Consider the following 21,464-nt stretch of genomic DNA (forward strand, 5'->3'; position numbering starts at 1 on the left):
CGAAAGCCGGCCGGTTGCTCCGATCGGGATCAGCCGCAGACGCGGACCTCTTCGATCACCCTGTGGTGGTGGCGCCAATGCTTGACCAGTTCGATATGGCAGCGATGATGCCTGTGATGGCGGCGATATTCGCCGTACCGGTATTCGCCATTGTCATACTGAACGTTCTGGTCGCCATCATACTGATCGTCATAATAGCGATCGCGGTGATGACGGCGAATAACGATCCCACTATCGGAATCGTCATCCGGCAAATATCGGTCGCCGTCGTCGGACTGGATGGTCACGCTTGCCGCTTGCGTCGGCGCAGTGATCGCCGCTGTCGCGGCCAATGCCAACAGGGAAGCCAGAATCAGCTTTTTCATCTCGTCCTCCTGCGTGTTCAAGACATGTTAACTCGCGGAAGAACCGGGCGTTCCGCTTAATTTTACACGCTTTGCGACGCGGAAGACATCAAGGCGTTATCGTCCACCCGCTCCAGGCGAACGAAGGCCGTCAGCGGCAGGTGGTCGGAGGCAACGCGCGAAAGCGGCGTGTCATGCGCGTTGATGGCGGCAATCATGCCGTGCCTGTTGGCCATGATCCGGTCGAGCGCCAGCAGCGGCAGGTTCGACGGGAAGGTGGGGACCGCCGGCGGCTGCGGGCCGAACGTCGCATGCAGCGTGTTGAGAGCGGAGCGGTTGCCGAGCCGCCATTCGTTGAGGTCGCCGAGCAGCAAGGTCGGTCTTTCGTCCGGGCTGTTCATCAGGTCGAGCACGACGCGCGCCTGCTGGGAGCGCGAGCGGCGCAGTAGGCCAAGATGGGCGGCGATGATGCGCAGCGTCTGGCTTCCATCGAGATCGATCTCCGCCACCACCGCGCCGCGCGGCTCCAGTCCCGGAAGCTTGATCTGGTGCACGTCGCGAACGACGCCCTTCTTGAACAGCAGGACGTTGCCATGCCAGCCATGGCCCTTGCCGGTGGCCGAAATCGGCACCGGAACCAGGCCGGTTTCCCGTTCGAGCCGGGGCAGGTCGAGAAGACCATCACGGTCGCCGAAGCGATTGTCGGCTTCCTGCAGCGCAATGACATCCGGATCGATTTCGCGGATGACGCGGATGATCCGCTCCGGGTCGAATTTCCTGTCGACGCCGATGCATTTGTGGACATTGTAGGAGGCAACCAGCGTGCCGGTGGTGGCTGTCGTCTTGAGTGCGGCGGCGTTAGCCTTCTGCATCCGGCGGTCACGAAGGGACAGAAGCATGCTTGCCGGGAGGCTGCGTCCAATTCTGTGCATCTCTGTGCTGCTCGTCCTCGCTGGTTTCAATTCAGAAGCCGGATACAGTCAAAATAGGCGATTTCGGCGTATGTTCCATGACAGACGAGTTCCTCAAGCGGCCCTCCGCCTTAGAGATAGGGTGAACCGAGCCACAATACCCGGTCGAACAGCCGGATAAGAAGCGGCCGGGCTCGCAAGGCTTCCAGCGTCACCGGCACGGCGGAGGCAATCGCCGATCCGATCCGCGCCTCGATCTCGCTGGCAAAGCCGGCATCGAGCACCTCCAGGTCGATCTCGAAATTCAGCCGCAGCGATCGGGCATCAAGATTGGAAGATCCGACATAGGCCCACACGCCGTCGATCGAAAGCAGCTTCGAATGGTCGAACGGTCCCTCGGTTCGCCAGACACGGCAATAGTGTTTGAGCACCTGATCGAACTGCGCCATCATCGCGCGGTCGACGAGGAAAAGATTGTTCACCGCCGGCACCACGATGTCGATTTCGACCCCGCGCCTGCCGGCGGTGATCAGCGCGCTGATCAGTTCCCGATCCGGCAGGAAATAGGGCGACATCACGCGTATGGACTTGCGGGCGACCGAGAATGCACCGATCAGCAGCTTGTGGTTGGTCTCGTTGCTGGCATCGGGGCCGGACGCGACTGCCCGCACCATCATCGGTGCGCCTGGCGGTGGCGACAGCGGGGCGATGCGCCAGGCGTCGCCCTTCAGCGCCTCGTTGGTGGCGAAGCGCCAGTCCTCGGCGGCGACCGAAAAGAGGTCGGCGACGATCGGACCGGTCACCCGGAAATGTGTATCCCTGGCGCTGTTGGAACCGGCGAATTCGGCTGAGAAGCCTTTTCGGATGTTCATGCCCCCGGTGAAGGCGGCGATGCCGTCGACCACCAGGATCTTCCGGTGGGTCCTCAGATTGGCGTAGGGCAGGCGCAGGCCCATGACGATGTTGCCGTTGAAGACATCGGCGGGGATGTTGGCCTCGCGCAAATGCCCCAGGATGCTCGGCACCGAGTAGCGGGCGCCGACGGCATCGATCAGCACGCGGACGGTGACGCCGCGCCGGACGGCGCCGGCCAGCGCCTCGACGAAGAGCAGGCCGACGGCGTCATTGTCGAAAATATAGGTCTCGAGCAGGACGCTGCGCTCGGCGCCATCGATCGCCGCGCACATGGCGGCATAGGCCTCGTCGCCGGTCTCCAGCACATCGATTGCATTTCCAGGATTGAGCGTGCGCCGCGCCACCCTGTCGCCCAGTGTCCGCAAGCCCGTGAACCGTTGCCCGTAGCGCTCGACGATCAGGGCCTCTTCGACAGCGACGTTGCGCTCGTGCTTGGCGGACACCGCGCCGTCGGCAAACGGGCGCTGGGCGGTGATCGTGGCGCGGCGGATGCGGTTGATGCCGGCGATGGCATAGATCAGCACGCCAAGGATGGGGGACAGCACCATCACGCCGACCCAGCCGGTGGCGGCGCGGACATCTTCCTTGGTCATGACGGCATGGACGATGCCGACCGTCGCCATCACCACGGAGATGATCGCCAGAATTTGCGGCCAGTGAGTCGCCAGGGTCTCCAACATGCCGAGACTATCCAGCGAGCGGTTGCAGAAGGCAATGCAGCCGCTCGTGCCGCGCATTCGCCGGATGGTGGCATGCGGCCCTGGCTGAAGAGTTCGACCAGCCGCAGAGATCGATGGGTTGAAGCACCCCGATAGATCCTGTTCAGAAGGACAAACCTGACCCAAGGGAAGCATAGAGCCTGGCATCGTCCTGTTCTGCCCGGGCCCTCCGAAGCCTCTTATGCTTTGGTACCACCTCTATTGTATATCAGGAGGAATGATTTTAGTGATATAAACACTTTGATTGACGGCGAGGGGGGCGCCGAATGATGAAATTCAACTTCGATGGACCTCCCGGCGATGACGCAGCTGCCGACACGTCGGCAGAATGCCAACGCCAATTGCTGCCTCTCGTCCGTGAGATCGTTCAGGCAGCCGTCGCTGCCGGGTGGAGCGAGGAAGACGTTCTTCTGGGTTTTGTGGAACTTACATGGGATTTGTATGAGAATCGTCGCGACGATCTGCAATGACCGGCGGCAAATCCGGTAGCTCTGCATTGTTGAATGGCCGCCGAAATGGCCAAATTGTCCCCTGAAGCAGGGCTCCGAATTCAGGTCAACCAGAGGCCTCGCGGCAGTTGGCAACTTTTGCGCACGCAGCTTTTCACGATAGGAATTTTTTCTTGACCCGGTGACCTCAGCTATAGTACATATTCGCCCATGGTGCTGATTTGCGCCAGTGACCCGCCGCGCAGGCGGGTTTTTCGTTGATGCTCCGTCAGCCAATGCGCCGGCGAAGGTGCCGAAAAATGTTCCAGTCCCTCCCTTGTGACTGGTTCCTCTTATCCCGAACAAAATTTTTTCTTTGCGTACGGATGTTATTCACTATCCGCGGCATGTGCGTTACGCTGGGTCCGGGTCGGGCTAAGGGGGATTTCAGGCAGCGGACAAAGCGGCAGAGGCCAGGCATGAAAAATACGGACGATGCTCGGGACAGCGGCGATTCCCGGGGCGTCAATCGAGAACGGACAGCTCGGTATGTCCTGGACATAATTCCTGAAAGCGCAGGTCCCAGGAGGGCCACCACGCGGAGGAGTGTCATATACTCCGTCCGCGATCCCGTCCCGCAGAAATTCCTGGCCAAGAAGCATTCCACCGGAATTGTGCTGAGGCCCGCACGCGGAATGAGAGCCTCGCTCGGCAGCGACAGGATCACGGAATACGGCGCGCCACGCGTGCGGGAATATCTCGACGAAAACGTCGTGCGAAAAGTCATCGCCGAATTGGCATCCTTCGCAGGGGTTTCATCCAACCATATCATAGCAACGTTCGGCGTGCCGCCGCATTGCGGTGAGTTGCCGATTGCCGAAGTCGCCTGTCTCGCCGGTTCTTCGGATCGGAGCCATCTGCCTGCGAGAACGCCGACCGGGGCCGCGCCTGCTTCCCTCAAGAACTGAGGGCCCGGCCATGGCAAAATGGCAACGCCTGCTCACCCGCGACGCAAGACCGGAATTTTCTACAAGGCTTGCTGAGTTTCTCAAAATACATCCCGCTGCAAATCTGCCCCAAGCTCCGCAGGAGTCCTCTGGAATGTCATGCAGTCCGCGCATTGTTCGCCGTCCGGCCGGAACGATCCGATGAGTGGCGATGCCGGTCAGCTTCGATCAATCACGAATTGTTTTTCAGGGGAACATGGAAGGAAGCCTTGGGTTGAACCTCATCTGGGACGTATCGGGAGGCCGAAAAATGCCGGGCGATGATGGTTTCCCCGGACCGGTTTCCGGAACCAACTCGCGACAGCCGACGCTCAACGCGAAAGGCGGGCTTTCCGTCCGCGCCGCGCGCCGCGTGCAGCAATTCCTGGACGAGAACTTTACGCGCAAGCTGGCGCTGGCTGATATGGCCGCGGTTTGCGGGCTTTCCCCCTATCATTTTGTGCGGGCTTTCTCGAGGACGTTCGGAATGCCGCCGCACCAGTACGTCCTCGACCTGCGGCTGGATTTCGCTGAAAGACTGCTTGCAGACAGCCGCATGACGATCACCGACATCGCCCACTCGAGCGGGTTTTCAAGTCAGAGCCATTTTACCACCGTGATGAAGAAATACCGGCAGCGGACCCCGTTGCAGGCACGGGTGGGAAAGCTTAACGCCAAGGTTAGGTGAGGCGACGCTTATTTCATTGCTTTGTTTCTTGGTTTTAAAGCATTGGCTAAGGTAACAAGCCGTTAACCTCTGTAGGTTTGCTGCGCTCTTTTCTCACAAGGCAGCAATTTCGTGAAATACCGCGGGCAGGAATCATGTCTTCCTGCGGTGGAGCGGAATTGTCAGACATTTCGTGCCGGCCAGCGGAGAGGGAACCATGACCGACAATCAGATTTCGAACGGCTCGCTTCTTGTTCAGCGTCGCGCGGCGCATTTCGCCGGGCACTGGATCGCGGGGGCCGATCATGGCTCACGCTCGACGCGCCGCCGCCTAATGGCGGTGCTGCGCATGGCTCATTGCGTGCTGGGCATGGGGCGCAAGCGCCTGGGGCTGGGAACGCTGGGCGTCGGCGGGATGTCGGCGGCGGCGCTTGCCGTGATGGGGATCATGATCCCGCAAACGGCTTTCGCGCAGCTCGCCATTGGCAACGGGACTGTGACCAACGTCGCGAACTGCACGACTCCCTCCGCAGGGATACAAAGCACTGCCATCGGTTGTGCCAGCACCGCCACCGGGTCCGCCTCAACCGCCGTCGGCGATGGTGCCAAAGTGAATGGCGACGACGGCGTGGCACTGGGCACCGGTGCCACGGCAACGGGCAACGCTTCGATCGCTATCGGCTACACGATGAGTGCCAATGGCCTCAACGCCATAGGCATAGGTGTCTTCGCGGGCGCAACCGGCGTCAACGCGCTCGCTGTAGGCGGTAACGCCAAGGCCAACGGGGACGGAGCAAGCTCCATTGGCGTCAACTCAGTTGCAACCACAGGCGCGGCCGCCTTTGGCCTGAACGCGCGTGCCGACGGATTGAACTCGACGGCGATCGGCTATGTTACCCGGGCGACCGGGCTGCGCGCCACCGCTCTCGGGTTCGGGGCAACTGCATCCGGGCTGGATTCGCTTGCCCAAGGTAACAGCGCCACCGCAACCAACCAGAATGCCATCGCCATCGGATTCCAGGCGACCGCGACCGCGATCAACGCCGTCAATCTTGGCAACCGAACTGTTGCGGGAGGGGGCGCGCTGGCCCAGAGTGCCATCGCCATCGGTACGGATGTGACGGCGTCCCAGGTTGACTCCACCGCGATCGGGCGCGCGAGCAAGGCAACGGGAACGTCCGCCATAGCGATGGGCGCGACCTCGATTGCGAGCGGCTCTGCCAGCACCGCGGTCGGCAACGCGTCCGCTGCCAGCGGCATAAACGCCTCCTCATTCGGGACGGGTGCAAATGCGATAGGAGACAATTCTCTCGCAGCCGGCGTCAGTGCCAACGCCGGCGGAGTCGGCAGCACCGCGCTCGGCATAGGTACGTCGGCCGGCGGCGCCAGTTCGGCAGCCGTGGGCTTCCAGGCCCAGGCCGCCGGCACCAATGCCGCAGCCGTTGGTCCCCAGGCAAATGCATCGGCGATAAACTCGGCAGCGTTCGGCAACGTCGCCACGGCTTCGGGCCAATTCGCGCTGGCCCTGGGCAATTCGGCCGTATCGAGCGGAGTAGGCTCGGTCGCGGCGGGCTCTGGAGCCCAGGCCACGGACGTCTCCACCACGGCTTTGGGTAACAACGCCGCGGCGACCGCCGCAAATGCCAGTGCGCTGGGATTGGGCGCCACGGCCAGCGGAGTGTACGCCACTTCGCTCGGTTCCACATCCAAGGCCACCGGTGCCCGTGCGTTCGCCGGTGGCCGTTCGTCCACTGCGGGAGGCGACGACTCCATTGCCATAGGCACGACATCCATCGCGACAGCGGCGAGCTCGACAGCAGTTGGAGCGGGCGCTGTGGCACAAGACGTCAATGCGATTGCCATCGGTACCGCCGCCGGCGCTATCTCCGCCGACTCCGTCGCCATCGGCACGGGCGCGACCGCCGATGGCGGCAAGGCGGTCGCGATCGGCTACGGCAACGTTGCCTATGGCGACGGCGCGGTCGCCATAGGCGATCCGAGCTATGCCAGCGGCACCGGCGCCTTCACCGGTGGCGCCAACAACATCGCCAACAGTGACGGCACGGCGAGCGCCACCGCGGCCAATACGGCCAACGGCGCCGTCGCCATCGGCAACAACAACAAGGCCATCGGGCAGGGCTCGGTGGCACTGGGCAACGGCTCGACCGCGGGTGCGGCCGGCCTCGCCGGCAATGTCGCGCTGGGTAATGGCGCGACAGCGGCGGCGAGCTCCGGCGACGTGGCGCTCGGCTCCGGCTCGGTGACCACCACGGCCGTCGGCACGGCGAGCGGCGTGGTCAACGGCACGACCTACGCCTTCCAGGGCACCAACCCGCTCTCGACCGTCAGCATCGGCGCGGTCGGTGCGGAACGCACGCTCACCAACCTGGCGGCGGGGCGCGTCAGCGCGCTCTCGACCGATGCGATCAACGGCTCTCAGCTCTTCGCCACCAACCAGGCCGTCGACGCCATTGGCGTCACGCTCAGCAACATCAATGTCGGCGGCGGCATCAAGTATTTCCACGCCAACTCGACCCTGGCGGATTCACAGGCTCTCGGAACGGATTCCGTCGCGGTCGGCCCGAACGCCGTGGCCAACAATGACGGCGACGTGGCGATCGGCCTGAATTCGACATCGGGCGCAACGACCGCCGTCGGTGGCACAACGATCGGCGGCGTCAACTACACCTTTGCCGGCGCCACACCGGCCGGTGCCTTCTCGGTCGGCTCGGCGGGCGCCGAACGCCAGATCCAGAATGTCGCGGCCGGGCAGTTGAACGGCGGTTCGACCGATGCGGTCAATGGTTCGCAGCTCTTCGCCACCAACCAGCAGGTCACGCAGAATACGACCGATATCGCCAATATCGGCAGTGGCGTGACCGATCTCGGCAACACGATCAACAACATCGCCGGCGACACGTCGACCGCCTATACCGACGCCAATGGTGTGGGCATCCGCTACGCCCGCACCAACGAGGCAGGCTTGGCGCAAACCGATTCCTTCGCACAAGGCGTCGGCTCCACCGCCGTCGGCTACCAGGCGACCGCCACCGGCGTCAGCGCACTGGCGCTCGGCCGCGACAGCAATGTCAGCATCGACGGCGGCGTGGCGCTTGGCTCGGGTTCGGTCTCCGATCGCGCGATCGCTCCGCTTACCGGGCAACTGCCCGCCGGCCCAGCCAACTTCATCCAGTACAACACGACCGACAAGACGCTGCTCGGCGCCGTTTCGGTCGGCGACGCTACCTCGTATCGGCAGATCACCAATGTGGCCGACGGCACGCAATCTCAGGATGCGGTAACGCTTCGGCAGCTGCAGGGCGCCATCGCCTCCGTCTCGGTGACGTCGACGAAATACTTCCATGCCAATTCGGCGGCGGGCGACTCGCTGGCGGTCGGCGCGGAATCGGTCGCGGTCGGCCCGACGACGGTCGTCAACGGCGACAACGGCATCGGCATCGGCAATGGCGCCACTGTCGAGCAGGATGCACCCGGCGGCACAGCGATCGGCCAAGGCGCCCACGTGATGCTGGCCGACGGCCTGGCGCTCGGCACCAATTCGCTGGCGTCCGGCATCCAGTCGGTGGCGCTCGGCGCCGGCGCCCAGAGCACCTTCATCAACAGCGTTGCGCTCGGCGCGCAGTCCATCACCAGCGTCGGCGCGCAGGCCGGCTACACGGCCTTTGCGCTCGCCGGTTCGCAGACCTCGGTCGGCGAGGTGTCGATCGGCGCCGCCGGGGCCGAACGCAAGCTCACCAACGTCGCGGCGGGCTCGGCCGATACCGACGGCGTCAACGTCTCGCAATTGCGCGGCGTGACGCAAAACGTCAGCAACCTGTTCGGCGGCGGCACGACCGTCAATCCCGACGGCTCCATCACCGGCCCGACCTACACCATCCAGGGCAACAATTATTCCACCGTCTATGACGGCTTCACGGCCGTCGACAATGCGCTGACCAGCATCAGCAATGGCGGCGGCATCAAATATTTCCACGCCAACTCGACGCTGGCCGACAGCATCGCCGGCGGCACCAACGCCGTGGCGATCGGGCCGGAGAGTGTGGCGAGCGGCACCGACAGCCTGGCTGCGGGACATGGCTCGACGGCCACCGGGCAGGGCGCCGTCGCGCTCGGCCAAGGCGCCAAGGCCAACAACGCCAACGATGTGGCGCTCGGTTCCGGTTCGGTGACACAGACCGCCGTCGGGACCTCCAGCACCGTCATCAACGGCAAGACCTACACTTATGCCGGGACGACGCCGACCGGAACCGTCAGCGTCGGCGACGCCGGCGCCGAGCGGACGATCACCAATGTCGCCGCCGGCCGCGTCGATGCCGGCAGCACCGATGCGATCAACGGCTCGCAGCTCTACGCCACCAACACGGCGATCGAGGATCTGAAAGCCGGCGTCGGAAACCTTACCCAGAACGCGGTGACCTATGACACCCAGGGCGGCAACAAGACGAACACCATCACGCTGCAAGGTGGCGACGTCAACGCGCCGGTCGTCATCTCCAATGTCGGCCCCGGCGTCAAAGGGACCGATGCGGTCAACGTCGACCAGATGAACCAGGGCCTGACCGCGGGCAAGAGCTATACGGACAACCGCGTGGCCTACGCTATCGATACGTCCAACGACTACACCGACAAGGTGGCGGTCACGACCTTGCAGCAGGCCAACGACTATACCGACCAGAAGCTCAGCCAGCTCAATTCGGACATCAGCGGCATCCGCGACGAGGCGCGGCAGGCGGCCGCGATAGGCCTTGCGGCCGCCTCGCTGCGCTATGACGACCGGCCCGGAAAGCTGAGCGTCGCGGCGGGTGGCGGCTTGTGGCGGGACGCAGGCGCGTTCGCCTTCGGCGCTGGTTACACCAGTGAAGACGGCCGCATCCGGGGCAATCTGTCGGGCACGGCCGCGGGTGGGCATGTCGGTGTCGGCGCCGGCATCAGCTTCACCTTGAACTGAGGCAGGAATGAAAGGACTTGTTGCCCTGACCTGCCTGGCGCTCTGCGGCGGCCTCGTGCCGTCCGCCGGGCAGGTCGCGTCGACCTACAGGATCAAGCCATCGGACGTAGTGGTGCCGCCCGAGGTCAAGCTCGGAGACTATCAGCGCACCATCCGCCCATTCGATAACTGGACGCTGATCTGCGACGAGAACCTCAAGGCTCGCAAGAAGGTCTGCAACGTCTCGCAGATCATCGAGGACGCATCAGGCAAGATGGCTTTCAGCTGGTCGCTCGCCGCCACCCAGGACGGCAAGCCGTATATGATCCTGCGCACCGCTCCGAACGCCAGGAGCGATGGCCTGGTGTCACTGAAGTTCGATGGACAGAAGCAGCCGATCGACGTGCACCTGAACGGCTGCAACGAAATGGTCTGCGTCGGCATGTTGCCGGTAGGCCCCGTCATGCGCCGACAGATCTCGCAGAATGCGACACCGGCGATCTCCTATTCGACGGTCGACGGTCAGACGATCACCGTGACCGCAACGCTCAAGGGGCTGTCAGAGGCCCTTTCACCACTCAAATAACCGGGGCATCACCATGAGCCAGCAGGACCAGTTCACGTCCGCGAAACGCACTGCGACCGTCGAGGCGGATCGGCAGAGGCGGGCCGAGTCCCCAAGGCGGCGCTGGCCACGCGTGGCCGGATATTCACTTCTGGGATTGGTCGTGGCGGGCCTTGGCTTCGCCGCAGGGAACTATGCCGCCATCGCCAATCTGGTCGGCGGCGCGACGGCCGCACCCGCAGAAACTGCGGCGGCCCCCGTGCTTCCGGACACGCCCTTCCTCGAGCATGTCAAGCAGGCCGGAGTGCAGGCCTGCTCGACCGTCTATCCGGCGCTCGGACAGATTCTGACGAACGGCACGAAATACAGCGTCAAATCCCTGTGGAACGACCAGGCCGCCGACAAGCACGCCATCCAGGCCTTTGTCGGCATGGATTATGCGTCGGAACGCTATAGCGGACCGGCCGCCGGCATCGTCTTCGCATCGCCCACCGCCACGGGTTGCGAAGGGGCGATGGTGCGGGTGGCGCCATTCGCCAGCCCGTGCGCCGACATCGCATCCATCCTGCCGCAGGGCAGCAAGATTACCGACCATCTCGGGCAGGTCGAGGTCTACGAGCTCGGCGGCAATGCCGGTGAAGCGCTTCTCCTGCCGACGGGCAAAAGCTGTGTGGTGATCTCCCTCGCTTCGGCGGCGAAGTAGGACGCGAAGCGATTGAGGTTAAGGAAAGGATGCCGACCATGAGATTGCAGGCTTTGGCAGTTTTGGGCTTGACCCTGTTGTGGAGCGGACAAGTCGTCTCGGCCGACCTTGTGGCCCCATCGGAACCGCAACAGGAGGAAAAAGGCATCTGGGCGGCCATTGCCTATTCGCAGGCCGATAGCAAATACGGCTTCTTCTGGGGCGCCGACAAGCGGCAGGAAGCGAAGGACATCGCACAGAAATATTGCGAGAACGCGGGCGGAAAGGCCTGCAACGTCGTCACCGTCTTCCGCAACCACCGCCATTGGAATGATGACGACGAGACCGGCTTTCCCTACAAGCACTGCGGTGCACTCGCCGTGGCAGACAAGGTGGAGAACCGTTTCACGCCCTGGGGCGTGAACTCGGCCGAGACCCGTCGCGAAGCGGAGGATCTCGCTTTGCAGGCCTGCGAGGCGGCGGGAGAGAAATGCAAGATCCGCGAGTGGGTCTGCACATGAAGCCTGGCCCGAAGGCCGTCTCCGCATGTGGGGCAATTCTATTCTCGTTGATGTCGCCGGTGTCTGCCCAGCAACAGGTGGCGGCTGTCCCGGATGGACCCTCATCGCTGCGTGAAGTCTATCAGGATTGGAGTGTGACCTGCTCGGTTCGAGAGAAGGCGAGAGTGTGCTCGCTCGCGCAAGATCAGGTCCAGCAGAACGGGCAGAGGCTTCTTGCCGTGGAGATCGCGGCACGCCCGGACGGCTCGACGACGGCTACCCTGCTTCTGCCCTTCGGCATCCTGCTCGACCCGGGCGTGACGCTGCAGATCGACGATCAGCCGCCACTGTCCCCGCAGCGCTTCAGGACCTGCCTGCCGACGGGTTGCGTCTCGGTCTTTACCGTCGATCGGCCGACGCTTGGAAAGCTGAGGGGAGGCTCGGTGCTGAAGCTCAATGTGACGACGGACGCCGAGACCCCGCTGAGCTTCCCGGTCTCGCTTCGCGGCCTGACCGCGGCGCTCGACCGCATGGTGGCGTTGAGCGCAAATTAGGGTGCGCGCTGACCCAGCTTTTGGCCGCAATCAGCGACATGACGCGCACGCCGGCCGCCGCGACGGAGTATTTTGGGGCGGCTGCCGAGAGGGCGTACCTGAAAATGGCTCAACTTCAGGTTGGGTCATCAACAGCCGCCATACCCACATGGCATGATTCTGGCCATATCGGCCCACTGACCTGCCGTTTTTCGGGCTATCCCGCAGAGTGCGGCGTCCGGATACAACCGGAGCGAGCCGACGTTATGTGCTATTTTTGCTACATCTCGCAGCCTTGTTGCCCAAAAAGGCTATTTAGCGACCTCTAAATCAATAATCGCTCACATATTTCGTGAATTTGTGAATAATCCACCGACGGGCAGGCCTTGGCTTGGTTAGCGCTCTGAAAAGGACGCTGGGGAAACGTTAGGGTGGGATTGATGAATACGACAAACATGTCGACCATAGGCAGGCGCCTTGGTCTTTTGATGGCGGCCACCATGCTGACCTGCGGGAGTGCTCATGCGCTTACGCTCAAGGAGGCGATGGCTGTCGCGGTGGAATCCAATCCCGAGATTGGACAGGCGATCGAAAATCGCGAAGCAATCGAGTTCGAGTTGCGGCAGGCCAAGGGCCTTTATCTTCCCAGTGTCGATGTCGAGGCATCGGCCGGCGTTCGCCGGCTCGACAATTCATCCCGGCGCTCCCTTTCCATCGAAGACGACGCGCTCTATCCGGCTGAAACGGATCTTACCGTTTCGCAGACGCTTTATGACAGCGGCGCAAGGCGGGCCGAATTGAACCGTCAGGCATCGCGCGTCGATGGCGCTTCGTTCCGGGTGCTGGAACGGTCCGAATTCATCGGGCTGTCCGTTGTCCAGGACTATCTGGAATACATGCTGCAGGCTTCGATCGTTGTCGAAGCGAAGAAAAATCTCGGCTTCCACCAGGGAATTCTCGGCGACATCCGGCAAGGCATTTCGGGCGGCGCGCTGAACGAGGCCGACCGGCAGCAGGCCGAGGAACGGCTGTTTGCCGCCAAGGCGCGCATGCAGGAGGCGACCGAGGAACTGGAAGCGGCCAAGATCCGCTTCTTCAAGACCGTCGGAAAGCCACTGACCAGCCCATCGAGGCCGGGCGATGTCTCGGCTGCGCTCCCGCGATCGCTTGACGAGGCAATAGGGTTGGCGCGCGAAAGCAATCCGCGCGTGCACATGGCCAACAGCGACATCGACGCGGCGGCTTCCCTCGTGGATGCCGCACGGGCTAAATTCGGCCCCTCCATCATCGCTGAAGGTCGCGCCCGGGCGGGAACTGACATTGACGGCGACGATGGCGACACCAGCGACCTGCAGGCACGCGTGGTCCTGCGGTGGAATCTCTACCGCGGTGGTATCGACAAGGCCAACGAGCAGGAGCAGATCCGCCGCACCAGCGAACAGCGTCTGGCGCTGCATCAGGTGCAGCGCGAAATCGAGGAAGCCGTTCGCACGTCGTGGGATCGTCGTTTCCGACAAGCCGATCTGGCGAAGACCCTGAGGCAGCAAGCCGCCGCCAATGAGAAGCTGGTCGCTTCCTATCGCGAGCAGTTCAAGGTTGGACAGCGCTCGCTGCTCGACGTGCTCGACGCGCAGAATACGCGGTTCAACACGGCAACGCTGGCGGATACCGCGTCCTACGCATCGCTGTTTGCCCAGTACCGGCTTCTGGCCGCGACCGGACAGTTGCTGAAAACGATGAACCTTCAGCCGGCAAAGCAGGCGACAGCCTATGCACGCACCGAGTTCGCAGCACCGGAAACCGCGGACACCGAGACCTATGCGCGGACGCCGTCGGAGCAGAAGAGCGACCTGCCTTTCGACATCCTCGCTCCGGTGAGGAAGAAATAAGACGACGCAAGGTCCAGCGAGCGTCCTGACGGGCAGATCGTGAACCAGCAACCCAACATCCTCTCCCCCAAGGAGGCGTTCAAGGCCTGTTTCTCAGCCGTTGCCGGATATCTCGGCAGGCCGAGCGCGGAGACCGTGCTGTTTGCCGGCGTGCCGCTCTCGGACACGCGAATTGCGGTCGACGACATCAGGCACCTTGCCGAACGCATCGGCCTGGAAGTCACCGAGTTCAACCACCGGGATTTTCTCAGGGGGCGTATCGATCTGCCCGCAATCGTCTTTCGCGTCAGCCAATTGCCCGTTGCCCTGCTCGCTCTAGGCGAAGACGATGCGTATATCACCGCGCCCCAGGAAGACGGCCGCACCGCGATCGGCCGATCGGAACTGGCCGCCAGCTACATCAGCGGCGGCGCTTCCTTCTCGATCACCTACGCCAATGCCGCCGAGACCATGTCGGTCGGCTCGGCGGCCAGGATCGAGCGGAGACATTGGCTCACGGGGACGATGGGCGCTTTCTGGCGCACCTATTCGAAAGTCGTCCTGGCGGCGGTGTTCATCAATCTGCTGGCCATAGCCTCGCCGATCTTCACCATGAACGTCTACGACAGGATCCTGCCGAACAAGGCAATATCGACACTGTGGGTGCTGGCTCTCGGCATCGGTGCGGTCATCCTGTTCGACCTGCTTTTGAAGACGGCCAGGGCTTCCCTCATCGACTATGCCGGGCGCAAGGCGGATCTCCGAATATCCTATCTGCTGTTCGAGAAAGTGCTGAACTCGTCGCTGTCGGCGCGCCCCGGTTCGACCGGTGAATACGCAAACAGGGTCACGCAATATGAATTCGTCAGGGAGTTCTTCACCTCCAACACCATAAGCGTGTTCATCGACACGGCATTCGTCTTCGTCTTTCTCCTTGTGATCTATGCAATTGGCGGCTGGCTGGTGATCATACCGGCGCTGGCCTTCGTGATGTCCGTCATCGTCGGCCTGGTCACCCAGCGCCGCATCGGCAAGCGCGTCGCCGCCTCGATGAACGAAGCATCGCAGCGCCAGGCACTGCTGGTCGAATCCATCTCGACGCTGGAGACGATCAAGTCGCTGCGCGCCGAGGCGTATCTGCTGCGAAAATGGGGGGAGCACTCCAAGAACGCCGCCAACACGTCCGAGAAGATCAAGCAGCTTTCGGCGGCGGCGGGCAACATCACCCAGTCCATACAACAGCTGGTGACCGTCGCCCTGGTCGTGGCCGGCGCCTATGCCTTCTCGGAAGGGCATGTTTCGACAGGAGCAATCATAGGAACGGTGATGCTGGCGAGCAGGGCCGTGGCGCCGCTCGGCCAGATCGCCATAACGTTGTCCCGGTTTCGCCAGGCCATGCTCTCGCTGAGAATGGTGAATTCGATCATGGCTCAACCGGAAGACCGACCTGACACGGTGGGTTTCGTCAACCGCCCCATTCGCAAGGGGGCGATGGTGTTCAGGAACGTCGGGTTCGTCTATCCCGGCTCGGAGAACGAGGTTCTGACCGGCCTGAATTTCTCGGTGAAGCCAGGGGAGCGGATCGGCATCATCGGCCGCATAGGATCGGGAAAGACGACGATGGGGCGGCTGATCGGCCGGCTCTTCCTGCCGACTTCCGGTGAGTTGCTGCTGGATGGGATCGACATTCGCCAGTATCACCCGTCCGAGGTTCGCGCCGCGGTCGGCATCGTTGCGCAGGCCGGCGACCTGTTCTCGGGCACCATCAAGGAAAACCTCCTGATGGCATGCCCCGAGGCTACAGACGAACAGATCATCGAAGCTGCAAAGGCGGCCGGCGTCGACGATTTCGTTTCACGCCACCCGCGCGGCTACGACATGAATGTCGGCGAGCGCGGCACCAATCTTTCCGGCGGCCAGAGGCAGACCGTGGCGATCGCACGCCTGCTTTTGACCAAACCGAAAATCGTCTTTCTGGATGAGCCGTCGGGCTCGATGGATCTTGCCTCGGAACGCCAGTTGATCAAGCAGCTCAAAGTCGCTTTCGACCGCGACACGACGCTGATCGTCTCCACACATCGGTTCAGCATGCTTGAGCTGGCCGACCGCCTGATCGTTATCGAACGGGGCAAGATCGTTGCCGACGGACCGAAGGACCAAGTCATACAGGCGTTGCAGAAAACAAGCGCCTGACAAAACAATTATTGCTGCATCCAATGCGTTGGGGCGTGGGAAATGCTTGCCAGGGAAGATCGACCGCCGCTGTTTGCGTCGGCGTCCATATTCATCATCGGAGCGCTCTTCGTCGTTTTTGTCGCTTGGGCGTCCTTTGCCGAGGTCGATGAGATCGCACGCGGCGATGGCAAGGTCATACCCGCTTCCAAGACCCAGATCATTCAGGCGAGCGAGGCCGGCGTCGTTCAGGAAATCGCAGTCACGATTGGCCAGATCGTCAAGAAGAACGATCTCATCATCCGCCTGGACAACACGCTCAACACATCCAGCCTTGGCGAGCAGCAGGCCAAGGCGCGCGCGCTGGAAGTGCGCATAGCAAGGCTGAAATACGAACAGGCCGGCAATCTCTCAGGCCCATTTCCGTGCCCGCCGGACATTCAGTCGGTCGCTCCGCAGATTTGCGACAATGAACAGAAGCTGCTCATTGCCCGGCGCGGGAACTTCGACAACAAGCTGTCCGTGCTCAAGTCACGCCTCGATCAGCGCGAGAGGGAACTGGCCGAGGCGGTGGCCAATTCCGACCGTCTGACCAAGAACCTGGTCGTCAGCGACCAGGAGGCAAAACTGGTCGACGCGATGGTCAAGAAAGGCCTGATGGCAAGGACCGAGCAGCTCCGGGTAGAGCGCGAACAGACCGAGCTCAACGGCCAGCTGAACCTGGCCGGCGAAACAATAAAGAAGATCAAATCGTCGATCACGGAAGCCCAGCTGCAGGTCGAGGAACTCGGCTTGCAACTGCAGCAGGAGGCGTTGGACGACCTTACCCAGGCGCTGGCGGAACTTTCGGTAGTGGATGAAACCATAAGGGGGGCCACCGACAAGGTCGCGCGCACCGACATCCGGTCTCCCGTGGATGGCATCGTCAACACGCTGGAGCTCAACACGGTCGGCGCTTTCGTCCAGCCTGGCGCCGTCGTCGCCGGCATCGTGCCGACCTCCGAGACGTTGCTGGTGGAGGCACGGGTCTCGCCACGGGATGTCGCGTTCATCCGTCCCGACCAGGAGGCCCTTATCAAGGTCACCGCCTATGATTTCTCGATCTTCGGCGGCATCGAGGGCAAGGTCTCCAACATCACAGCCGACAGCCTGGTCGATCAGAAAACGGGGGAACCCTACTATCAGGTGCGCGTGGCGACGGACAAATCGACCCTTCAAAGAGACGGCAAGGCCTATTCGATCATTCCCGGCATGATCTGCTCGGTCGACATCAAGACCGGGCGCAAGACGATCCTGCACTACCTCCTGAAGCCGATCAACAAGGCGCGCGAGGAGGCGATGAGTGAGCGGTAGCGCCAGCCCTCATCCTGATGGCGAGCGACTGCTTCCGCCAGTCGCGGCCGAGGATTTCGGGCTTGAATTTCGGGTCGTGGCGCGTGGCGGCATAAGACGCGGCATCCGCTTGGAGCGGGCATTCTGGTTGTCGCTGAAGCAGATGGCCGAACGCAGGAAATGCACGATCGGCATGCTCATCGACGAGATCGCCGAAAGCCAGGCACAGACAGGCAATTTGACATCCGCGATCCGGGTGGCCTGCATGCGTGGATTGGCGGATGAAAACCTGACCTTGCGAAGGCTTGCATCGATCAACACCATCAACGCCATACTCGTCGCTTGCCCGTCCCCGGCCTTTGCCCTGGCATCGTCGAAGAAGATCCTGTCGTTCAACGCGCCGTTCCAGCAACTGGTCAAACGTCAATTGCCGATAGCCCCAAGCGATGACGCACGGCACGATCTCAAGCTGGCATTGGACCTCAACGTAGCCGACATCTTCGCGCGGCTCGATGCCAATGGCGAATCGCCGGTGGCCACCGGCTTTGTCATCGGTGCGGGTGACCGTCGTTACCGGGGGCAATTGAATGCGGTGCGGGCTCCGGTGCTCGAGCCAGAGCTGCTGATGGCGTTCGTCTTCGGCGGTTGAATCACCACCAATCCAACGAGAACTTATGGCTGAAAACCTTCGCCAGGTGCGACGGTTGCGAAACCGCCTTTGATGTCAGCCATCTGGGCTCCGCCCGGTCTTGAACCGTGGATCCAGGCCCGGTCCGTGCTGAACGAATAAAGCGGAACATAATCCGGGAGATCGCTGTCACGCACCACAGTGTTGCTGAGGCTGTCGAGAATGAAGGTGCCGCTGCCTGTGCTCACCGACAGCACTGCGTGAAAGAAGCCTCGCTTGCGATCCTGGAGGACGACAAGCGCCATGCTCTGCGTCGGGATGCCGGCCCTCAGCAGGGCCGTCATCTTGAGAATGGCGAAATCCTCGCAATCGCCGGCTCGCCGCTCGAGAATCTCCGAAGGCTTCGCCCAATAGTCGAGCTTGCCGTAGACGACGCTATCTTTCCTGTAGGCGATCAGGCGATTTACGCTGCTGTTGACGAAGGACAGCTTCTCGCTGAATCCCTTGCCTTGAGCGGCGGCGACCATGCCGGCAAAAGCTGTGCTCTTGCGCTCGCAGGGGCTGCCCGCCGAACAAGCGGTGATTGCCCGGTACACGGGCGCCCAGCGCGCCGCGACGGGAAAATTGCGCATGGACAAGGCAACCGATCCGAAGACCCCCGGAATGATCGACGCGGTCTGCACCGGATCTATCCCGGCGTCATCTCGCGCCGTTGACGAGCCATCCCCGCGGTCAGCATCTGCCGGGCCATAGCTGCTGATGACCTGACCGATCCGGTAAGCGCCCGCAGGCTGCCTGGGCTGGGGCCTCGCCAGCGAAACACCGCCGAGACAGGGCGGCGTCTGGACCTTCTCCTGAGGCCAGCCGGATGCGGCGATATCGCTCGCGAATGACGGCCCCGCCAGGCCGACAAGCCCGATTGCCAGCAGGAGCATCTGGAGCCGGGTTTTTCCCGGAACTGTTTTTTGCTTTTTCATAACGCCCACCTTTGACTGTGGACGCTACCAATCTTGTCTCAAATTATTGGAAAGGAAGGTGGATAAATATCCAGCAACTGTCTTTATCCAGTTTGTCTAAAATTTTATTCAAATTTATACTTTGGTTCACCAAAAAGATGCCGACTAGTCATCCGTCAACCAGACCTCCAGAAACCAACATATATCAGGTTATATTGTTGCGGTTTACCACGTGTAAAAAATGCCGGGCAATGCATATCATAATATATGAAATAGATTAGGGGGCAGTTGCAAAGTAGAAGTGGCCGCTGTCTCTATCCGGTAAATATCGGAGGGGTTTCAGCCATGACGAACAATATCGAGTTGGACAGCTTTTCGGCTTCCTTGAACGAGCATTCCGCGTCCAATGAACACGCCGATCAGGCGTCGCCGGCGGAGATCCGGGTCGCACAGGCAAATTCGACGCAGCCCGCGCCGGCAGCGTCCGAACCGGTGCCGGTCGATGTCGGCGGCGGAGCGCCTGTCAAGCCAGAAGCCCCCGCGGAAGCAAAGGCACCGCCGGCAGCTGCGCCGCACGAATACGTAGCCGACGCCAGCCATGTGGTGAGGCTTCCCGCCAACGCCTCCATCGACAACATCAAGGTCGATGGCCAAAACCTTCTGCTCGAACAGGCCGACGGCTCGGTAATCGTGGTCAAGGATGGCGCCCTGAACGTGCCGACCTTCATCATCGGCGACGTCGAGGTGCCGCGCGTTGCTTTGCTGGCGGCACTCGAAGCCAGCCATGTCGATGTCGCCTTCGGCGCCGACGGCTCCATGTCGGCCGGCCCGGGCGGTTCGAATTCAAGCGCAGGCGGAGATTTCTCGGTTCCCCCCGGCGGCATCGGCGACGGGTTCGACCTGTCGGCCCTGTTGCCCCCGACGGCTCTGCAGTTCGGGCTTCTGGAGCGGCGCGAGCTGTTTCCCTCGATCGTCGACAGGCAGGTTTCAGTGACGGCCACGTCACTGCTTGCCCCGACCGAAGCGGCTAGTGAAACTGGCCTCGATGGCGGTGGGGCGCAAACTCCGGGTAGCGAAGCGCCGACCGACAAAGAAACGTCCAGCACTGGAACGATCAGCATCGACGCGCCGGATGGAATTGGCTCGATCGTCATCAACGGTGTCACCGTCACCGGCGTCGATCAGCACATCCCAGGGCAGTACGGTTACCTGACGATCGTCTCCTTCAATCCGAGCACCGGTGCCATCGAATACAATTATACGGTGACCGAATCGGTTTCCCATACGGATCAGACACCCGGCTATGATCCTAGCACCGACACGGTTCCTGAGAATTTCACCATCACTGTCACGGATGTCGACGGCGATACTGCCAGCACCACCTTCGCCGTCGCCATCGTCGACGATGTGCCAACGGCGCACGCCGACACCGACAGCATCGCGGCCGGCCAGTTCGGCCCGGCGACAGGCAATGTACTGGCTGGCGGAACCGATGCCGGCGACGCCAACGCGACGGACGGCGTTGCCGACACCAAGGGCGCCGATGGCGCGACTGTGGTTGGCGTGCAGGCCGGCAACACCAATACCGATGTCGACAATGCGGCCACGCTGAACGCGCCGATCCAGGGCAGCTACGGCACGCTGACACTGCTGGCGGACGGCTCCTACAGCTATGTGCGCGCTGCCGGCACGCCCGGCGGCGTCAACGACGTGTTCACCTACACGATCAAGGATGGGGACGGCGACACCTCGCATACCACGCTGACGATTTCGATCGGCAACTCGACGCCTGTGATCACCGACCTGACGCCGGAGGCCACCGGCGGCGACGTCGTCGTCAACGAGGCGGCGTTGAATATCGGCACGCCGGGCGGGCCTGGGTCCGATCCGGCAAGCACGGCCGAGGCCGGCGCCGGCACCTTCACCGTCTCCTCGCCCGACGGCATCCACTCGCTGGCGATCGACGGCAACGCCTTCATCACCGATGGCGTGTTCACGGGCGGCTCGTTCACGACGACGCTCGGCAACACGCTGACGGTGACAGGCTACAATGCCGCCACCGGTGAGGTGAGCTACACCTACACACTGCTCGACAACGAGGGGCATGACCCCATCCAGGGCACCAACAACCTCTTCGAGAACTTCACCGTCACGCTGACCGACCAGGATCTGCAGAGCGCCAACGCCACGCTCTCCGTGAAAATTATCGACGACATTCCGACGGCACATGCCGACACCAACAGCGTTGTCGAGGGCGGCATCGTGAGCGGCAACGTGCTGACGGACGGCACGGACGACGTGTTCGGCGCC

General features: G+C 62.4%; 17 protein-coding genes. 13 read left to right on the top strand and 4 right to left on the bottom strand.

All coding sequences use genetic code 11. The annotated features are described in order from the left end of the window. Positions 1-29 precede the first annotated feature (29 nt). The 3 genes from NKI66_RS11765 to NKI66_RS11775 all read right to left on the bottom strand — a co-directional run bounded on the left by NKI66_RS11765 (position 30) and on the right by NKI66_RS11775 (position 2,850). The gene (locus NKI66_RS11765; protein ID WP_128304944.1) at positions 30-365 is read right to left on the bottom strand and encodes a hypothetical protein; all 336 of its coding nucleotides are present in this window, start codon (positions 363-365) and stop codon (positions 30-32) included. Between the two features lie 62 nt (positions 366-427). Next, positions 428-1,276, bottom strand: a complete 849-nt coding sequence (locus NKI66_RS11770) for an endonuclease/exonuclease/phosphatase family protein (protein ID WP_352751684.1) — start codon at positions 1,274-1,276, stop codon at positions 428-430. Positions 1,277-1,386: 110 nt separating this feature from the next. After that, complete coding sequence (locus NKI66_RS11775; RefSeq protein ID WP_352751686.1) at positions 1,387-2,850, bottom strand: phospholipase D-like domain-containing protein; 1,464 nt, start codon at positions 2,848-2,850, stop codon at positions 1,387-1,389. Positions 2,851-3,155: 305 nt separating this feature from the next. Between NKI66_RS11775 and NKI66_RS11780 the strand changes: the two genes are divergently transcribed. The 12 genes from NKI66_RS11780 to NKI66_RS11835 all read left to right on the top strand — a co-directional run bounded on the left by NKI66_RS11780 (position 3,156) and on the right by NKI66_RS11835 (position 18,219). Beyond that, positions 3,156-3,359 carry a hypothetical protein gene (locus NKI66_RS11780; protein WP_164779989.1) on the top strand — a complete coding sequence of 68 codons (204 nt, stop codon included), beginning with the start codon at positions 3,156-3,158 and terminating at the stop codon, positions 3,357-3,359. 437 nt (positions 3,360-3,796) lie between these two features. Beyond that, positions 3,797-4,285: a hypothetical protein gene (locus NKI66_RS11785; protein ID WP_352751687.1), complete on the top strand. Its 489-nt coding sequence runs from the start codon at positions 3,797-3,799 to the stop codon at positions 4,283-4,285. Positions 4,286-4,475: 190 nt separating this feature from the next. Further along, positions 4,476-4,991, top strand: coding sequence for a helix-turn-helix transcriptional regulator (locus NKI66_RS11790; RefSeq protein WP_352441928.1), 516 nt, complete (start codon positions 4,476-4,478; stop codon positions 4,989-4,991). A 268-nt stretch (positions 4,992-5,259) separates the two neighbouring features. Further along, positions 5,260-9,939: a YadA-like family protein gene (locus NKI66_RS11795; protein WP_502900937.1), complete on the top strand. Its 4,680-nt coding sequence runs from the start codon at positions 5,260-5,262 to the stop codon at positions 9,937-9,939. A 7-nt stretch (positions 9,940-9,946) separates the two neighbouring features. Next, the gene (locus NKI66_RS11800; protein ID WP_023809958.1) at positions 9,947-10,504 is read left to right on the top strand and encodes an invasion associated locus B family protein; all 558 of its coding nucleotides are present in this window, start codon (positions 9,947-9,949) and stop codon (positions 10,502-10,504) included. Positions 10,505-10,517: 13 nt separating this feature from the next. Continuing rightward, on the top strand, positions 10,518-11,186 hold the full coding sequence (locus NKI66_RS11805) for a hypothetical protein (RefSeq protein WP_023809957.1): 669 nt from the start codon (positions 10,518-10,520) through the stop codon (positions 11,184-11,186). A gap of 38 nt (positions 11,187-11,224) precedes the next feature. Then, a complete protein-coding gene (locus NKI66_RS11810) occupies positions 11,225-11,686 on the top strand; it encodes a DUF4189 domain-containing protein (RefSeq protein ID WP_023809956.1) in 462 nt (153 codons plus the stop codon). After that, positions 11,656-12,219: an invasion associated locus B family protein gene (locus NKI66_RS11815; protein ID WP_196815310.1), complete on the top strand. Its 564-nt coding sequence runs from the start codon at positions 11,656-11,658 to the stop codon at positions 12,217-12,219. The genes NKI66_RS11810 and NKI66_RS11815 overlap by 31 nt, the downstream gene beginning before the upstream one ends. A gap of 419 nt (positions 12,220-12,638) precedes the next feature. Further along, on the top strand, positions 12,639-14,087 hold the full coding sequence (locus NKI66_RS11820; RefSeq protein ID WP_128304949.1) for a TolC family protein: 1,449 nt from the start codon (positions 12,639-12,641) through the stop codon (positions 14,085-14,087). Between the two features lie 39 nt (positions 14,088-14,126). Continuing rightward, positions 14,127-16,259 carry a type I secretion system permease/ATPase gene (locus NKI66_RS11825; RefSeq protein WP_023809953.1) on the top strand — a complete coding sequence of 711 codons (2,133 nt, stop codon included), beginning with the start codon at positions 14,127-14,129 and terminating at the stop codon, positions 16,257-16,259. 42 nt (positions 16,260-16,301) lie between these two features. Then, positions 16,302-17,591, top strand: a complete 1,290-nt coding sequence (locus NKI66_RS11830; protein WP_352441934.1) for an HlyD family type I secretion periplasmic adaptor subunit — start codon at positions 16,302-16,304, stop codon at positions 17,589-17,591. Then, a complete protein-coding gene (locus NKI66_RS11835) occupies positions 17,581-18,219 on the top strand; it encodes a ribbon-helix-helix domain-containing protein (protein WP_128304952.1) in 639 nt (212 codons plus the stop codon). Before NKI66_RS11830 ends, NKI66_RS11835 begins: the two co-directional genes overlap by 11 nt. Positions 18,220-18,242: 23 nt before the next feature. Here NKI66_RS11835 and NKI66_RS11840 read toward each other — a convergent pair whose 3' ends face one another. After that, positions 18,243-19,133, bottom strand: a complete 891-nt coding sequence (locus NKI66_RS11840) for a transglutaminase-like cysteine peptidase (protein WP_502895290.1) — start codon at positions 19,131-19,133, stop codon at positions 18,243-18,245. 366 nt (positions 19,134-19,499) lie between these two features. Here NKI66_RS11840 and NKI66_RS11845 point away from each other — a divergent pair. Continuing rightward, positions 19,500-21,464 (top strand): Ig-like domain-containing protein (locus tag NKI66_RS11845; protein ID WP_352751689.1); only part of this gene is annotated, 1,965 nt, incomplete at its 3' end.

The sequence above is a fragment of the Mesorhizobium sp. M0518 genome, from assembly GCF_040321125.1.
Classification (GTDB): Bacteria; Pseudomonadota; Alphaproteobacteria; order Rhizobiales; family Rhizobiaceae; genus Mesorhizobium.

Bases quoted from the DNA above. Each gene is read 5' to 3' on its own strand.
- NKI66_RS11840 (WP_502895290.1), bottom strand. From the start codon at position 19,133: ATGCTCCTGCTGGCAATCGGGCTTGTCGGCCTGGCGGGGCCGTCATTC.
- NKI66_RS11815 (WP_196815310.1), top strand. From the start codon at position 11,656: ATGCAAGATCCGCGAGTGGGTCTGCACATGAAGCCTGGCCCGAAGGCC.
- NKI66_RS11790 (WP_352441928.1), top strand. From the start codon at position 4,476: ATGCCGGTCAGCTTCGATCAATCACGAATTGTTTTTCAGGGGAACATG.
- NKI66_RS11765 (WP_128304944.1), bottom strand. From the start codon at position 365: ATGAAAAAGCTGATTCTGGCTTCCCTGTTGGCATTGGCCGCGACAGCG.
- NKI66_RS11775 (WP_352751686.1), bottom strand. From the start codon at position 2,850: ATGTTGGAGACCCTGGCGACTCACTGGCCGCAAATTCTGGCGATCATC.
- NKI66_RS11820 (WP_128304949.1), top strand. From the start codon at position 12,639: ATGAATACGACAAACATGTCGACCATAGGCAGGCGCCTTGGTCTTTTG.
- NKI66_RS11805 (WP_023809957.1), top strand. From the start codon at position 10,518: ATGAGCCAGCAGGACCAGTTCACGTCCGCGAAACGCACTGCGACCGTC.
- NKI66_RS11785 (WP_352751687.1), top strand. From the start codon at position 3,797: ATGAAAAATACGGACGATGCTCGGGACAGCGGCGATTCCCGGGGCGTC.
- NKI66_RS11800 (WP_023809958.1), top strand. From the start codon at position 9,947: ATGAAAGGACTTGTTGCCCTGACCTGCCTGGCGCTCTGCGGCGGCCTC.
- NKI66_RS11810 (WP_023809956.1), top strand. From the start codon at position 11,225: ATGAGATTGCAGGCTTTGGCAGTTTTGGGCTTGACCCTGTTGTGGAGC.
- NKI66_RS11770 (WP_352751684.1), bottom strand. From the start codon at position 1,276: ATGCACAGAATTGGACGCAGCCTCCCGGCAAGCATGCTTCTGTCCCTT.
- NKI66_RS11780 (WP_164779989.1), top strand. From the start codon at position 3,156: ATGATGAAATTCAACTTCGATGGACCTCCCGGCGATGACGCAGCTGCC.
- NKI66_RS11830 (WP_352441934.1), top strand. From the start codon at position 16,302: ATGCTTGCCAGGGAAGATCGACCGCCGCTGTTTGCGTCGGCGTCCATA.